Origin of the sequence: Halogeometricum borinquense DSM 11551 (assembly GCF_000172995.2) — an archaeon.
Taxonomy (GTDB): domain Archaea; phylum Halobacteriota; class Halobacteria; order Halobacteriales; family Haloferacaceae; genus Halogeometricum; species Halogeometricum borinquense.
Genome location: NC_014729.1, coordinates 2,231,503 through 2,245,977 on the forward strand (window position 1 = coordinate 2,231,503; position 14,475 = coordinate 2,245,977).

General features: G+C 59.2%; 14 protein-coding genes. 6 read left to right on the forward strand and 8 right to left on the reverse strand.

The features are described from left to right. Positions 1-3: 3 nt before the first annotated feature. Positions 4-867 (forward strand): 2-oxoacid:ferredoxin oxidoreductase subunit beta, encoded by an 864-nt coding sequence (locus tag HBOR_RS11270; protein ID WP_006056650.1) that lies wholly within the window; start codon positions 4-6, stop codon positions 865-867. A gap of 156 nt (positions 868-1,023) precedes the next feature. Here the strand turns inward: HBOR_RS11270 and HBOR_RS11275 are convergent, their stop codons facing one another. Beyond that, positions 1,024-1,212, reverse strand: coding sequence for a hypothetical protein (locus tag HBOR_RS11275; RefSeq protein ID WP_006056649.1), 189 nt, complete (start codon positions 1,210-1,212; stop codon positions 1,024-1,026). Positions 1,213-1,425: 213 nt separating this feature from the next. On the opposite strand from HBOR_RS11275, the gene HBOR_RS11280 reads away from it, so the two are divergent. The 3 genes from HBOR_RS11280 (at position 1,426) to HBOR_RS11290 (ending at position 4,023) form a co-directional block, all read left to right on the forward strand. Next, positions 1,426-2,793 carry a geranylgeranyl reductase family protein gene (locus tag HBOR_RS11280; RefSeq protein WP_006056648.1) on the forward strand — a complete coding sequence of 456 codons (1,368 nt, stop codon included), beginning with the start codon at positions 1,426-1,428 and terminating at the stop codon, positions 2,791-2,793. Between the two features lie 104 nt (positions 2,794-2,897). Then, positions 2,898-3,728, forward strand: coding sequence for an aldo/keto reductase (locus tag HBOR_RS11285; RefSeq protein WP_006056647.1), 831 nt, complete (start codon positions 2,898-2,900; stop codon positions 3,726-3,728). A 97-nt stretch (positions 3,729-3,825) separates the two neighbouring features. Continuing rightward, entirely contained in the window at positions 3,826-4,023 is a 198-nt protein-coding gene (locus HBOR_RS11290; RefSeq protein ID WP_006056646.1) for a DUF7333 family protein, read from the forward strand. A 39-nt stretch (positions 4,024-4,062) separates the two neighbouring features. On the opposite strand, the gene HBOR_RS11295 is transcribed toward HBOR_RS11290, so the two are convergent. The 3 genes from HBOR_RS11295 to HBOR_RS11305 all read right to left on the reverse strand — a co-directional run bounded on the left by HBOR_RS11295 (position 4,063) and on the right by HBOR_RS11305 (position 7,336). Beyond that, a complete protein-coding gene (locus tag HBOR_RS11295; protein WP_006056645.1) occupies positions 4,063-5,181 on the reverse strand; it encodes a DUF373 family protein in 1,119 nt (372 codons plus the stop codon). Positions 5,182-5,283: 102 nt separating this feature from the next. After that, positions 5,284-6,288 carry a signal peptide peptidase SppA gene (sppA, locus tag HBOR_RS11300; RefSeq protein ID WP_174261571.1) on the reverse strand — a complete coding sequence of 335 codons (1,005 nt, stop codon included), beginning with the start codon at positions 6,286-6,288 and terminating at the stop codon, positions 5,284-5,286. Between the two features lie 124 nt (positions 6,289-6,412). Further along, a complete protein-coding gene (locus tag HBOR_RS11305) occupies positions 6,413-7,336 on the reverse strand; it encodes a coiled-coil protein (RefSeq protein WP_006056643.1) in 924 nt (307 codons plus the stop codon). Between the two features lie 399 nt (positions 7,337-7,735). Between HBOR_RS11305 and HBOR_RS11310 the strand changes: the two genes are divergently transcribed. Together HBOR_RS11310 and HBOR_RS11315 are read left to right on the forward strand one after the other, a co-directional pair. Next, entirely contained in the window at positions 7,736-8,167 is a 432-nt protein-coding gene (locus tag HBOR_RS11310) for a DUF371 domain-containing protein (RefSeq protein WP_006056642.1), read from the forward strand. Between the two features lie 73 nt (positions 8,168-8,240). Then, positions 8,241-9,074: an endonuclease III domain-containing protein gene (locus tag HBOR_RS11315; RefSeq protein ID WP_006056641.1), complete on the forward strand. Its 834-nt coding sequence runs from the start codon at positions 8,241-8,243 to the stop codon at positions 9,072-9,074. A gap of 19 nt (positions 9,075-9,093) precedes the next feature. Here HBOR_RS11315 and HBOR_RS11320 read toward each other — a convergent pair whose 3' ends face one another. The 4 genes from HBOR_RS11320 to HBOR_RS11335 all read right to left on the reverse strand — a co-directional run bounded on the left by HBOR_RS11320 (position 9,094) and on the right by HBOR_RS11335 (position 14,434). Beyond that, positions 9,094-11,223, reverse strand: coding sequence for a sensor histidine kinase (locus HBOR_RS11320; RefSeq protein ID WP_006056640.1), 2,130 nt, complete (start codon positions 11,221-11,223; stop codon positions 9,094-9,096). Positions 11,224-11,526: 303 nt separating this feature from the next. Next, positions 11,527-11,982 (reverse strand): DUF7332 family protein, encoded by a 456-nt coding sequence (locus HBOR_RS11325; RefSeq protein WP_006056639.1) that lies wholly within the window; start codon positions 11,980-11,982, stop codon positions 11,527-11,529. Positions 11,983-12,040: 58 nt separating this feature from the next. Beyond that, complete coding sequence (locus HBOR_RS11330) at positions 12,041-12,436, reverse strand: methylglyoxal synthase (RefSeq protein ID WP_006056638.1); 396 nt, start codon at positions 12,434-12,436, stop codon at positions 12,041-12,043. A gap of 75 nt (positions 12,437-12,511) precedes the next feature. Then, the gene (locus tag HBOR_RS11335; protein WP_006056637.1) at positions 12,512-14,434 is read right to left on the reverse strand and encodes a beta-CASP ribonuclease aCPSF1; all 1,923 of its coding nucleotides are present in this window, start codon (positions 14,432-14,434) and stop codon (positions 12,512-12,514) included. Positions 14,435-14,475 lie beyond the last annotated feature (41 nt).

The following is a 14,475-nucleotide window of genomic DNA, read 5'->3' on the forward strand; positions in this document are numbered from 1 at the left end:
CCAATGAGCTCCGAAATCCGATTCACGGACTTCAAATCCGACAAGCAACCGACGTGGTGCCCCGGCTGTGGGGACTTCGGTACGATGAACGGGATGATGAAAGCGCTTGCGAACACGGGGAACGACCCCGACAATACGTTCGTCGTCGCCGGTATCGGCTGTTCCGGCAAGATCGGGACGTACATGCACTCGTACGCCCTCCACGGCGTCCACGGTCGTGCGCTCCCGGTCGGCGCAGGCGTCAAACTCGCCAACCCCGACCTCGAAGTGATGGTCGCGGGCGGCGACGGTGACGGCTACTCCATCGGTGCGGGCCACTTCGTCCACGCGGTTCGGCGCAACGTCGATATGACGTACGTCGTGATGGACAACCGTATCTACGGGCTGACGAAGGGGCAGGCGTCGCCGACCTCGCGCGAGGACTTCGAGACATCTACGACGCCCGAAGGGCCGCAGCAACCGCCAGTCAACCCGATGGCGCTCGCTCTCGCCGCGGGCGCGACGTTCATCGCACAGTCGTTCTCGACGGACGCGCGGCGACACGCCGAAATCGTGCAGAAGGCTATCGAACACGACGGCTTCGGATTCGTCAACGTGTTCAGTCCGTGCGTCACGTTCAACGACGTGGACACGTACGACTACTTCCGCGACTCGCTCGTGGACCTCGCCGAAGAAGACCACGACCCGACGGACTACGACGCCGCCAAAGAGGTCATCCTCGACGCGGACAAGGAGTTCCAGGGTGTCGTCTGGCAGGACGAAGCGTCGGTTCCCTACGACGAGAAACACGGCGTGACGGAGAACATGTCCGAGATCGGCGAGGGCGCACCTGAGGGTGCGATGGACCTCGTCCGCGAGTTCTACTGAACTGACAACCCGGACAGCCAACGCGGTTTCGTCTCTATTTCGTTTCTCTCACACGTCGACAGCGCAGTCGATAGCCGCCGTTCACGGCGGACAGAGACCGGATGCAGAAGAGTTCGGGAAGCAACCGGCGACGGTACGAAGGAAGGCGGCCGACTGTTACTTCTCGACGCGTTCGACAAACAGACGATAGCGGGTGCCACAGTCGAGACAGCGCGCATCCGGCGATTCGATGAGTTCCGTGACCAATACTTCACCGTACTCGCACTCCGGACAGTCGTAGACGAGCGAATCACCGGCGATACGGTGGGCGAACGCGTTCGTGTTTTCGGCGGTGAGTTTTGGCATATTTTGCCCCCAATTGTGTGTTACTCTGTGCCGTGGTAAAGCTATCGTCGCTGCCGACACGGCTCGTTCGTCAACTGATCCGCAAGCAGTTGTGTACCGTGCCGATGACATGACAGTATCATCCGATTCGCGTCCCTTCGAAAAAGGCAGAATAGTCGATTCAGGCGGGTGATACGGTTTGTTTTTATGATGGGACAGGCAACATGAGGTAACATGCCAGCGGAAGCCTACGACATGGTCGTCGTCGGTGGAGGCACGGCGGGAGCCTTCGCCGCGGCCACCGCGGCGTCGGAAGGGCTTGACGTCGTCCTCCTTGAACGAAAGTCAGAGGAGGAAGCGGGCCACATCGCCTGCGGTGACGCCATTAAGGGCACAAGCACCTTCCCCGACGTCATTGACCTTGACTATTTAAAAGAGGAGTCGTTTACTAACCAAAACATCACGCGTGCAGTGTTCGAGAATCCGCGCGGGGACGACCTCGACGTCCCGTTCCGCGGTGCCGGTGCGGTTGTAGACCGCAAGCGCTACGGCGAGGTTATTCTCGAAGAGGCGGACCGCCTCGGAACCGACATGCACTACGACACCGTCGTCCAAGACGTATCGCAGGACGACGACGGCCGCGTGACGGGCGTTCGTGCCAAACGAAACGGTGACGTGGTCGAGTACGAGGCTGACGTCACAATTGACGGCGCGGGCGCGCTCTCGATTCTCCAAGATAAGACGGACTTCTCGGGGACGACGTTCGATACGAACGTCTCGTACTCGCAGTTCTGTTCGGCCTACCGCGAGGTCATCGACGTTCCCGAGCCGGTCGATTACGACGATGCAATCGTGTTCAAGCCGACGGAAGAACTCGGCTATCTCTGGTACTTCCCGCGCAGTCCCACGGAGATAAACGCCGGTCTCGGCTTCCAGATGACCGAAGAACCGATGAAACTCGTCGATGACCTCAAGCGTGACCTCCGCAACCGACCCGAATTCGAAGGCGGGACGGTCACGGACAAACTCGGTGCGGCCCTCCCGACGCGCCGCCCCTACGATTCGGCCGTCGCTCCCGGATTTATCGCCGCCGGGGATTCTGCCGGTCACGTCAATCCGACCACCGGTGGCGGCATCCCCGGTGCGGCCAAGTCCGCCCATTGGGCAGCCAAGCACGCCGTTAAAGCCATCTCAGATGGCGACGTGAGCGAGGCGAGCCTCTGGGAGTACAACCGCGACGTGATGACCGACTTCGGCAAGCGCTTTGCCGCCGTCGATCTGTACAATATCTGGGGAATGGCACACGACGTAGACGAACTCGTCGAAATCGTTTCCTCGCTGCCGGGACAGCAACTTCTCGACTCGCTCAGTAAAGGCTCCTCGAGTATGGGGCTTGGTCTCCAACTGCAGACGCTCGTCAAGACGTTCGGCCACTGGGATGCGCTGTACGAACTCTACCGGGTTCGAAAACGAGCCAAAGAGATCACTACGATCTACAACGCTTACCCCTCCTCACCGCGCGCATTCGAGGGATGGCAGGACTCACGCGACAGCGTGATGGACGATCTGTACGATCTCGTCGGCACCGACCCCAAATACTGACCGAATACGGACTCCCTGTACGCGACACTGTCGCATGCTTTGCGGCATTCTACTCACCCTGTCCCAACGTCTTTTGGCGCGACGACCGTTCTCGAAACTGAACTATGTCTGAGCAGTCGCTTACGACCGAGGACGTACCACTGGCCAACGGAATGCCGATGCTCGGCCTCGGGACGTGGCAGAACGACGAACCAGAAGACTGCGCGCGAGCGGTCGAGACAGCCCTGAACATGGGCTATCGGCACATCGATACCGCACAGATCTACGGCAATGAGGAGTTTGTCGGAGAAGGAATCGAGAACGCCACCGTGCCGCGCGAGGATATCTTCCTCGCTACGAAGGTGTGGATAGACAATCTCTCGTACGACGAGGTGCTCGCGACGACCGAAGAGAGTCTGGAAAAACTCGGCGTCGAATCCGTGGATCTGCTCTATGTCCACTGGCCGGCCCGCGAGTACGACCCCGAAGAGACGTTCCGCGCGTTCAACGAACTGTACGACGAGGGCAAGATAGACCGTATCGGAATTAGTAACTTCGAACCCGAGCAGATCGAAACAGCCGTCAAAAGCGCTGATGTTCCGATATTCGCCAACCAAGTTGAACTTCACCCCCTCCTCCAGCAGGAAGACCTCAGAGCGGCCTGCGAGGAACACGATATCGAAGTCGTCGCCTACTCCCCGCTTGCGCGCGGGACCGTGTTCGAGGTACCCGAACTCGAAGCAATCGCCGAGAAGCACGGAGTGAGCGAGGCGCAGGTGTCGCTAGCGTGGCTTCGTGAGAAGGGTGTCACGGCGATTCCGAAAGCGACGGGTGAAGACCACATCCGTGACAACTGGCAGTCGCTCCGTGTCGAACTCGACGCGGAGGACATCGACCGCATCGACAATATCGAACGCACGGACCGGCGTGTGGATCCCGACTTCGCCCCCTGGTAACTTCCGAGAGTCGTTCGTTCCCCGCTCGTGTCTAACCGCCGTCCGTTGTTTTCCCCATAGAGAAACCGATTAGGTGACGGCGTACTAACAGGCGTATATGGAGTTCAACCTGCCGGTAACTGCTGGAGCGCTCGTCGGCCTCGTCGCCCTCGGAACGGTGGGCCTCATCATGATGCCCGCCATGCAGACACGTACTGTATTGATGATGGTAGCGCCGTCGATGCTCGTGTTCGGTGCAATCTGTCTCGTATTAGGCATCAAACACGGCGAGTACCGCGCCAGCAGCACGCGGTAGCAACGCGGTAGTAAGCCACCTCGCCGTCCCTGTTTCTGACTACTGTTCGACTGCCTCTTCGAGCGTCTCGTTTTCGCTCATCGTCGCCGCGATGCGGACACCGATGACGCTGACGACAATCCCGCCGACGATGAACAAAGCGAGTCGCTGACGTGCGGAGAGCGCCCAACTGAACAGGACCGCATCTGAGAGAATTCCTTCACGCTGGAGGAACCACCCGGCGAAGCCACGGACGACGAGGCCGAGGGCGACGATGCCGAACGGAAGGTTCAGATACTGCCGACTCACGCCATCGGTTCCGATCAGTTCGTCCAGCAGACGGCCAGCGCTGGCGGTCAACGCCGCGAGCGCTAACCACGGAACGGCGTGATAGATGAACTGCATCGTCGAAATCAGCGTCGCACTCGTGCCGCTTCCGGTAAGTGGCGTCACGGAGAGCGCGCCGAGGAACGCGCCCACGAGAGTGAGTCCCGCGGCAACGACGTAAGTGACGATCGACACCTGTCCCGAGTACAATGCGTCCCGAATTCTCTCCGGAGACTCGGCCAACAGTTGGTCGATTGCGAGTCCCTTGTAGAGCAGTGCCGCACCGAGAACCGACCCGATGACGGCGAAGGCAAGTTGCGGTTCGAACCGCGTGAGGAGCAACGGCATCAACAAAAGCGTCGCACCGAGGGGGACGAGGATAGTCGAGCGGAGTTCCTCGTCCGCGAGGAACTGCTTGAGGAGGTAGTACGTCGATTCGATGTCGTGCGCTTGCCGGACGACGACTCTGTCCACCGAGTCAATGCGGAGTCGGCTCTCGATGACAGGGACGACGCGTTCGTCGCTCGCGCTATCGACAACGACGATTGCGGATTCTGGGTCGTACTCGTCGACGAGTGCATCGACCTGCGCGGCGAGCGACCGGTCCGCGCCGACGAGTGTGTCGTTCACGCCGGAGACAACAGCAACAATGGAATCTTCTTTTTCATCACGTAAATCGCGAGAGACACGAAGGGCCTCGAGTAAACAGTTCACGTTCGAGTCCTCCGGGTCAGCCAGCCCGACGTCGGTGACGAGAGAGCGAACGGCCTCCCATCCGACGACGGGCGTTGGAAGACCCGCCTTCCGTCCGATGTCGTTCGAACGGTCCACACAGAGGACGAGCGTACTCACAGGCGTGCGAACGTCTCACTGGGTTAAAGTATGCTCGGTACTGCGCTCGTAATCGAGAGAGTACCGTGGGGTTTCGGGAATCGCGCTTCCGACCCGGATCGGTTACAGTCTGAACCGAAACTCCGAGGCGTCAGCGTCGAACGCAGAGGCGACGCCCGCGCCGAGTGCGAAAGCAACGCGCTCTGCACCGCCACGGAGGCGCGAAACGAGGTTCTCACTCGGGGTGAACTCCCGAACCGACACCGATTCCACATCGAGACGCGCGGCGAGTCGGTCCAGCACGTCGTCTCGCGTACCGAGTTCGTCCACTAAGCCGAGTTCGTGTGCCCTCGACCCGAGATAGACGCGGGCTTCGGTGTCACGAATCGCGTCGGGATCCATCTCTCGGCCCTCGGCGACCCGTTCGACGAAGTCGTCGTAGTAGTCGTCAACGAGACCCTGCAAGTACTCGCGTTCGTCCGCAGACGGTTCTTTCAACGCGGTGCCTGCGTCCTTGTACTTCCCGGCCGCGAACCGTTCGTAGGAGACCCCGAGCCTGTCAGCGAGTTCGTGGACGTTCACCGACGAGCCGATGACGCCGATGCTCCCGACGATGCTTACATCGTGCGCCCAGATTTCGTCACATCCGCTTGCAATCCAGTAGCCGCCGCTGGCGCAGGTGTCGGTAGCGTACGCGATGGTCGGTCCGTCGAACTCGGCGACTGCCCGGCGGATGTCGTCGCTGGGAAGAACAGCCCCACCGGGTGTGTTCAGACGAACGAGAAGCCCATCGACAGCACCGTCGTCGGCCGCCGTCTGAATCTGTTCGACCACGTCGTCGCTCGATGCACCGCCGGGCCGGGTGGGGAGCCTCCCCGACCCTCCGTCGCGGGAAATCGGCCCTTCGACGGCGATTTCCGCCACGTCGTAGTCGGAATACCGCGACGAGGCGATGCGCCCACCGATGACGGTTCCGCCGAGGACAGTCGCCACAACGAGGAGGATACCCAGAAGGCTCGTCACATCCTCCGGGAGGATATAGAACAGAAACCACCCGACAACTCCGGCGAGAGCGGCGACGCTGACGACGATGGTGAAGCGTCCGAGACGATCCATGCGGTCGGTCACAGCGAATCACCAACGAACATCATGGCTGTCGCTGGGGCTTGATGCGTGATAAAATATCGCAAGTGGGCCACGGCTGGCAGCAGCTCGGAAAACAGAAAAAAGATAAAAAGATGCGCTCCGGCGCTTAGAGAAGCCCAGTCTTCTGGAGCTTCATCAGGTCCTCGGTGTCGAGGGTCTCGCCTTCCTTGAACTTCTGGTAGATCTCCTCGGCTTCTTCCTTGGCGGCTTCGCGCTTCTCGGCGCGCTCGGCGTCGCGTTCCTCTTCTTCCTGCTTGTCGAGCTCGCGGAGTCGCTTTTGCACGCGAACGAAGTCCTCGTGGTGGCGGTCGGCAGCTTCCTGCGCTTCCACGAACAGCTCGTGCATCGCGTCGGCTTTGTCACGGATGTCGTCGGCCTCACGGTAGGCCTCGATCATCTGGTTGTGGTGCTCTTGGGCCTTGTCAGCGAGTTCCGTCACCTTCTGATGGTGCTGGGATGCCTCCGAGCGGACCTCTTCTGCTTCCTCGATGAGTTCTTCGAGTTCGCCGCTGTCCTCGACCTTATCCTTCTTCTGACGGAGTTCTTCGCGCTTGTTCTCGATCTTCTCGATGAGTTCGCGCTCGTCCTCGGTCGAGAGAACTTCCGTCTGCTGACGGAATTCGAGCTGTTCGATTTCCTCTTTGAGTTCCTCGATGTCCTTGCCGTCATCGAGTTCGAGGTCCTCTTTCATCTGTTCGACTTTGTCGAACAGCTCGTTGGCCTCGGCGTTCAGCTCGTTTCGTTTGTTCTTGTGCTCTTGGACCTGCTCGTTGAGGCTGTCGCGCTGCTCGCGGTGTTCCTGAGCCTCGTCAACCTTCTCGCGAGTTTTCGCGTTTAGGTCGTCGCGCTTGGATGCGCGCTCGGAGGCCATCTGGTTTAGGTCATTTCGTCGGTCGCGGAGCTGTCCCGCGAGTTTAATTAACTGACCTTTAGAACCGCTGTCGAGTTGGTCATCTGTGAGCTCCACGTTATCCGCGTCGCTGAGCTTCTGTACGTCGTATTCCTTGAGAACGTCTTGCTGTGTCACCATGCGTAATCAAACCTCGATACCATTACCACTCCGTGCGTGGCGGCTGCTCGTGGTAGTGCTGCCGACCGTGGATAAGAACTCCCGATCATTCTGCGTGCTATGCCGCCGGAACGCCGGAGGCGTTCTGGTAATATCACATTGTGCGTACCAGAGTATAAAGGCTTCGGTGGTATTGGCCCCTGAAAACAGCTACCACGGAGCGTGAAACGGCTGATACACGGATTGTACGGGTTCGAGGTGATATATAAAGAACCATGGTAACAATTGGTATGGTTCGGATTCGTGGAGGCTCCAAGCAAGTGTCTATTCTCCCGTCGCCGTCCGTGCAATCGAGGCGAGTTACCGCCGCAGTAGATCGGAACCGAGGGCGATTTACCGCCGCAGTGGCCACCACGGAGTATGTACGAAGAGGTTGTCCGCGCACGCGGGCACGAGAACGTCTCCGCCGAACACGCGAGCACGTTCGAGGTCACGTCCGACGACTGGCTCACCCCGGCGGGCGACTGCATCCTCGCTGTCGAGGCTGACCGCACTCCCGAAGACTTCGACGACGACTTTGTTGCCGCCTGTCAAGACGAGTCGGCAACCATCACGGCTATCGTCGAAGTAGAGGACGATGACGGTGAGACGTACCAACAGACTGTCGAAGGGAGTGGCCATCCGGATTTGACGTTCGAGGGGGACCGAAGCCACGTCGGACGCACCAGCGATTACGTGGACGACCGAACGATCCTGGTCGGTGCAGACGCCGCGGCGGGTGACTTCGACCGCGACCTCGTGGCTGCTCTTGCCAACGGCGGCGACGTGACGTTCACACTCCGCGTGGAGTGAGCTAGCGACCCGACGAGCGTCGTTCGACGCCGAACCCCGACCGCTTTTCGAGACGGCGTCCGTCTCTTCGCCCATGCCCGAAGAGCCCGCAGAGAACATCAGCGGCGGCGACGCCGGTGGCGGAACCGCCGCGGAGTTCGTTCCCGCGGAGGCGGACACCCGCGCGGAGGCCGTCGTAGACGAGTTGGGGCAGATGTACTGGCAGAAAGCCTACGGCGGACAAGACGCCTTCGAGTGTTTGGTTCGCACGATTCTCAGCCAGAACACGAGCGACGTGGCGAGCCAACCCGCACACGACTCGCTTATGGACCGGTACGCCGGCGGAGACGGTGACAGTGCGGACGGTGACAGTGCGGACGGCGACTTGGCCGCCGCGCTCGCGGACGCCGAACAGTCTGAACTAGCCGAAACGATTGCCTCCGCGGGATTGTACAACCAGAAATCGGAGATGATCATCGGCGCGGCCGAGCGCATCTGCGAGTCGTTCGGGGGCGCGGACGGCTTCGACGAGTTCGTTAAAGACGAAGATCCTGACACGGTCAGAAAGCGACTCCTCGACATCCACGGCGTCGGCCCGAAGACGGCCGACTGCGTGCTTCTCTTTTCGGGCGGCCGCGGCGGCGTCTTTCCGGTAGACACACACGTTCACCGTATCGGACGCCGGATGGGACTTGCGTCCGCGGATGCCGACCACGAGGACGTCCGCGAGCATCTCGAAGCCGACGTGCCCGCGGAGAAGTGCGGCTTCGGACACACCGCGATGATTCAGTTCGGTCGCGAGTACTGCAAGGCGCGGAAGCCGGCGTGTCTGGACGGTCCTGAGGCGTGTCCACTCTACGACCTCTGTGACCGCGTGGGCGTGGATGAAGTCGAGGAGACGGTTGTAGACCCTGCCGAGGCGGACTGAGACTGCCACTTCACAACTGCTAAGACGAATCCCGTGGTACCCGAGCCTCGACAACCGTCCCCGTTGGGTCGTTGTTCCGAACGTCAATTGTCCCGCCACTGTTGGCAATCGTCCATCGGACGAGCCATAGTCCGAGTCCCGACCCATGCTCAAGAGCAGTTTCTTCTCCTTCAAGGACGACATTTTGCTCCATGTCGGTCAGCCCCGGTCCATCGTCACTCACCTGCACTGAAACTGTTGACTCGTGCTTCTCGACGGTTATCTCGACAGTGGGGGCAGAGCGATCTGAATGGCGGATCGCATTCTCGACGAGTTCAGTGAGTGCTAGTTCAAACGCCTCGTGAACCTCCGCCCACACCTCCGCTTCCTGATGTACCCGAATCGTCGCATGGGGAAATTGGCGTTGTGCTTCATCGACAACGTGGGTGACACAGTCGGCAACGTTAGTCGTACGAATGCTCGATTGATTGGGGTGAGTGCTGGCTTTGAACCGGCGGGCACTCTCACTGAGTGATTCGAGGGATTCACCGGCCTCAAGTATCGTCTCGGCGCGGTTCTGGATATCTTGGTCCGGGTACTCTGTGAGAAAATTGCTATGTGCCAAGATGATGTTGAGCTTATTTCGAATGTTGTGCCGAAGCACGCGGTCCATTACTGATAACCGGCGTTTGTGTTCTTTGATGTCGGTGACATCTCGGGCCACGCCGACCGTTCTTGGTGCATCGCCTCTCTGGTCGTCCCCGCTCAGAGCGATGTTCACTTCGTAGTCTCGGGTTCCATCCGGAGTCGAAAGAGTGAGGTCAAGTGGAGGTGAGTCGGATTCTTCGTCGGAGAGCGCCATAATACGCTGTAGACTCTCCTCAGCATCCGCTGACTCTAATTGGTCTCCGATGCTGGTACCGATAAGTTCCTCTTTCGAACACCCTACCGCCGCCGCGAGTGCCTCATTCACTAGTGTGAAATCACCAGTCTCGTCGAGTACGTAAATGGGATCCGGCGCTGTCTCAACGATTCGCTCGTACTGCTTGAGTTCCTGTTCGCGTTCTTTCTGTTCAGTGATATCGATAACAACACCGAGGAGTCGGGTCGGGTTTCCTGACGAGTCTGACAGTACCTTTCCGCGAGCGGTGATCCAGCGTTCGACACCGTCGTCCCGAATGATCCGGTAATCGACATGGTATGGTTCGCCTTCGTTGACGGTGCGGTTAATGGCCGCTTCAACGGCTGGTAAATCGTCATCGTGGACGCGCCGAGCGAACGCCTCGTACGTCCCCTCGAACCCACCTTCTGGCACCCTGAAGACCCGTTCACAGGATGAGTGCCAATTGACACGTTCACTCCCGATCTCCCAGTCCCAGATTCCTGCCTGCGACGCTTCCAGTGCGAGTGACCGACTCTCGTCAGCACGCTTGAGGTTCTGTTCAACCTCAACTCGCTCCGTAATATCGCGGGTGTTAATAACGAGATTACTACTCATTGCATCACCCCTCGGGGAGACACGTGACTCAACCCACCGAACCGAGCCATCGCCATGGCGGAGTCTGTACTCAACTCGCTCGGGTGAATTCTTGTCCGTCATTCCACTGCCCAGAAGTACTGGGAGAGCATCGTCACGGTCCGGCGGATAGATCAGGTCCGAGATGTTAGCTCCAAGTATCTCGTCCGTCTCGTACCCAAACACTCGACGAACAGCTGGGCTCACATACTCGATAACGCCAGTATCGTCTACAACTGCGATGACGTCTGACGACTGTTCAACAATCGTTTGAAACTCCGTCTCTCGGCGTTTTCGCTCTGTGATATCCGTCGCAATCCCCACCACGCGAGGTGATCCCATCTCCGGTTCCCGGCGGATACTCCCCCGCGTCTCGATCACTTGAACCTCATCATCGACCAGTATGCGGAACTCAATATTGAATGATGCTCCCGTTTCCAGGCTCGATTCGAGTGTTTCGACAACTTGCTCGCGGTCTTCAGGATGGATTATCTCAGATAATTCGTCAAACGAAGAGATATCACGACCGAAGAATCCATCTGCCGATGGGTGAGTAACCGCGGTATCTGTCTCAGGGTCCCACTCCCAAAGTACCGCCCCTAAATTTTCTAAGGCGAGTTCCAACCGATAGGAATCGAGCGATTGGTCCACCATTATTATTAGTTTGATCCCCGACAATATTAGTATATTGATTGTTTCAGTTCAAGAGGGGCTTCTCTGATTCGTCGGTGAGAGGGCGGCTAGGTGATAGAATCACGGAACCACGTGCTATCCCCCGTCATAGATCAGATTCTCTTCAAAATTCGCTTCGAACATTCGCTGAGTCGGTCTGCAGATACTGTTCCAAGTAAACCCAACTCACGTGAACTGTCTAGTATTTTCAACGGTCCAGTGACCGATCAGATATCCTGCCCACCAGTCGAGACGTTCTCGTTTGGTGGTGAACGGTACATCATCTCAGCAACTCCGCGAGTCCACGCCTTTTACCGGCGACTCGTCTGACTCGTATCCGGGGTCATCGACCATCCCGGAGAACATCGGGAGTTGGAACGAGTAGTCGTACAGGATTCCAAAGCGTGAGAACGGATTCGAGAGGAACGAATCAGCTGATCCCACGCCGTCGAAGACGACGCCCGTCTGGAGTCCGATAATGGTCGAGTTCAACGCCGACCCGCGCGCTTCAATACCGAGCGCGCCCGCACCGCCGAGATTCGTAAAGAGCGAGGTGTGAATCGTCACCGCGATCCCCGGTCCATTGGTGCCGATACCTAACTCGTGTCCGTCGGGCGGGAAGCACCGTCTATCGCCGTTGCTCGCCGATTGTGCGTCAGATTGGGCGGCAACCGGGCCGACTCCACTGACAATGAGGATAGCCACGACGGCGACCGCAACCGCGCGCGAAAATCGTCGCATACGAAGATACTCTCCGTTGCCAGACTTGAACGTTCGTACTAATTATCACTGACGAGATTTAGCCGTTGCGAGACGGCTCATCCCCGAGTTGCTCCAGTAGTTCGTCGAGAACGGCGTCCGCACTGGCGAGGTTCGTGGCGAGCGGAACGTCGTGAACGTCGCAGATTCGGAGCAACGCGGTGATGTCTGGTTCGTGCGGTTGGGCCGTAAGCGGATCGCGGAGGAAGATAACGCCGTGGCAGGTCTCGCTGGCGATTTCAGCCCCGATCTGCATGTCGCCGCCCAGCGGACCCGACTCTTTGCGTTCGATATCGAGTCCCGTCGCGTCGATCAGACGCTGGCCAGTCGTCCCCGTCGCCATCAGGTCGAGATGTTCTAAGTCGTCCTGGCGGTTCTGTGCAAATTCGATGAGATCCGGTTTCTTTTCGTCGTGTGCAATGAGCGCGAGACGCATACCACTCTGTGTGAACTGAAGTGATAAGAAGGTATATCGTTCGGCGGCGGCGAACAAGCGACGGCGCGGCGAACGTTATCTGAAGCGGAACGTTTCCAGGTTCTTCGGCGCGAACGTCCGCATGTTGTAGTTGTGGTACAACGCAGAGGAGAGATCCTGTACAGAGCGCTCGTCTCCGTGAACGCACAGCACTTTCTCCGGACGGGGGTTCATCGTCTTCACGAAGTTCTCCAGACCGGCGCGGTCGGCGTGACCGGAGAACCCATCAACCGTCTCCACGTCCATCTTCAGTTGGAGTGTGTTCGACCGGCCGACGTTATCGCGGTCGTTAACCGGGATTTCGTCCCACCCGTTCTGGATGCGACGCCCGAGCGTTCCCTGTGCCTGGTACCCGACGAAGACGAGACGCGATTTCGGATCGGGGCCGACATGGCGGAGCCACGACATGATGGGGCCGCCAGTGACCATACCGGAGGTGGAGAGGATAATAGCCGGGCCGTCGTCGGCAACATCCTGTCGCTCGTCCTCGCCGCCGTCGATGTGGTTGAACTCGTCGGCGAGGAACGGGTTCTCGTCCTCGTGGAAGATGCGGTCGCGTAGGTCGTCACGCAGGTACTCGGGATACGTCGTGTGGATGGCCGTCGCCTCCCAAATCATCCCGTCGAGGTGGACGGGCATGCTCGGGATTTTCCCGGAGCGCATCGCCTCTTCGAGGACGAGCATGATCTCCTGGGACCGACCGACTGCGAACGCCGGGATGAGAACTTTCCCGCCTCGGTCGTACGTTTCGTTGATGACATCGATGAGCTTTTCCTCTGAATCCGCTTGGTCGGTCTGGTAGTCGTTCCGACCGCCGTACGTCGATTCGAGGACGAGCGTCTCCACGCGCGGGAAGTCGTTGACCGCGCCGTTGAACAGGCGCGTATCCTCGTAGTGAATGTCACCCGAGAACGCGACGTTGTACAGACCGTCGCCGATGTGGAAGTGCGACACCGCAGAACCGAGAATGTGGCCCGCGTTGTGGAACGTGAGTTTCACGTCGGGTGCGATGTCGGTGACATCGCCGTATTCGAGCGGGATACAGTGTTTGATGGCTTCTCGAACCATCTCGGATTCGTAGGGCGGTGTCCGCCCCTCCTTGGCCGCCACGTCGAGATAGTCGAGCGTGAGCAGACCCATCAGGTCGCGCGTCGGTTCCGTCGTATAGATGGGGCCGTCGTAGCCGTACTTGAACAGAAGCGGGATGAGCGCCGAGTGGTCCAAGTGAGCGTGAGTGAGAATGACGGCGTCAAGCGAGTTTGCACCCGACCCGAGCGCTTCGGGCACTTGGAGGTACGGAACGTCGTCCGACCCCGGCTTGTCGCCGCAGTCGATGAGAATGCGCGTCTCCGGCGTCGAAAGGATGAACGAAGCGCGACCGACCTCACGGCAGCAGCCGAGTGTGGAGATGCGAACCCACTCGTCGTCGGACAACTGCTCTCGGTGGATTTGGCGACCGACACGTTCGAGAATCTGCCGTCGTTCGTCGCGTTCTTGTTTCAAGAAGTTCCGAACGTTCGAGACCGTGGAAGACTCGATGGGCGGCGTGCGGACAACTTCCGGCGTCCAGCCGACCTCTTTAGTAATCTCTCGGAGCGTCGAACCGTGTCTTCCAATGACCATCCCGGGTTTGGACGCCTCGATGACGACTTCACCTGTGTCTTCGTGGAAGTCGAGATCCGTGACGCCTGCCTCCTCGGGGATGACGGAGAGAACCCGTTCTTCAGCCTCGCGTGGGGGCGAGAGCACGTCGGGGTCGGGGCGGACCGTGATTCGTTTTCGGAGTTTGCTGGCGAGTTTCCGGATAAGATCGCCGTTCTGTGCGAACTTCTTCGGATCGCGTGTGTATACGACGAGCTCCGGACCCTCGTACTTAACGTCGGAAACCGATATATCCGAAGGAAGTTCGTTCGTGATCTCTGCTTTCAATTCCTCGAGCTGCTTGTCTACTGAACTCATAAGTGAGTACCACTCGTCCGTAGCGTGACGGACGGTAGCGG

Coding starts and splice junctions, on each gene's coding strand:
- HBOR_RS11290 (WP_006056646.1), top strand. CDS start 3,826: ATGGAGTTCAACCTGCCGGTAACTGCTGGAGCGCTCGTCGGCCTCGTC.
- HBOR_RS11305 (WP_006056643.1), bottom strand. CDS start 7,336: ATGGTGACACAGCAAGACGTTCTCAAGGAATACGACGTACAGAAGCTC.
- HBOR_RS11335 (WP_006056637.1), bottom strand. CDS start 14,434: ATGAGTTCAGTAGACAAGCAGCTCGAGGAATTGAAAGCAGAGATCACG.
- HBOR_RS11270 (WP_006056650.1), top strand. CDS start 4: ATGAGCTCCGAAATCCGATTCACGGACTTCAAATCCGACAAGCAACCG.
- HBOR_RS11280 (WP_006056648.1), top strand. CDS start 1,426: ATGCCAGCGGAAGCCTACGACATGGTCGTCGTCGGTGGAGGCACGGCG.
- HBOR_RS11275 (WP_006056649.1), bottom strand. CDS start 1,212: ATGCCAAAACTCACCGCCGAAAACACGAACGCGTTCGCCCACCGTATC.
- HBOR_RS11325 (WP_006056639.1), bottom strand. CDS start 11,982: ATGCGACGATTTTCGCGCGCGGTTGCGGTCGCCGTCGTGGCTATCCTC.
- HBOR_RS11285 (WP_006056647.1), top strand. CDS start 2,898: ATGTCTGAGCAGTCGCTTACGACCGAGGACGTACCACTGGCCAACGGA.
- HBOR_RS11320 (WP_006056640.1), bottom strand. CDS start 11,223: ATGGTGGACCAATCGCTCGATTCCTATCGGTTGGAACTCGCCTTAGAA.
- HBOR_RS11310 (WP_006056642.1), top strand. CDS start 7,736: ATGTACGAAGAGGTTGTCCGCGCACGCGGGCACGAGAACGTCTCCGCC.
- HBOR_RS11330 (WP_006056638.1), bottom strand. CDS start 12,436: ATGCGTCTCGCGCTCATTGCACACGACGAAAAGAAACCGGATCTCATC.
- HBOR_RS11315 (WP_006056641.1), top strand. CDS start 8,241: ATGCCCGAAGAGCCCGCAGAGAACATCAGCGGCGGCGACGCCGGTGGC.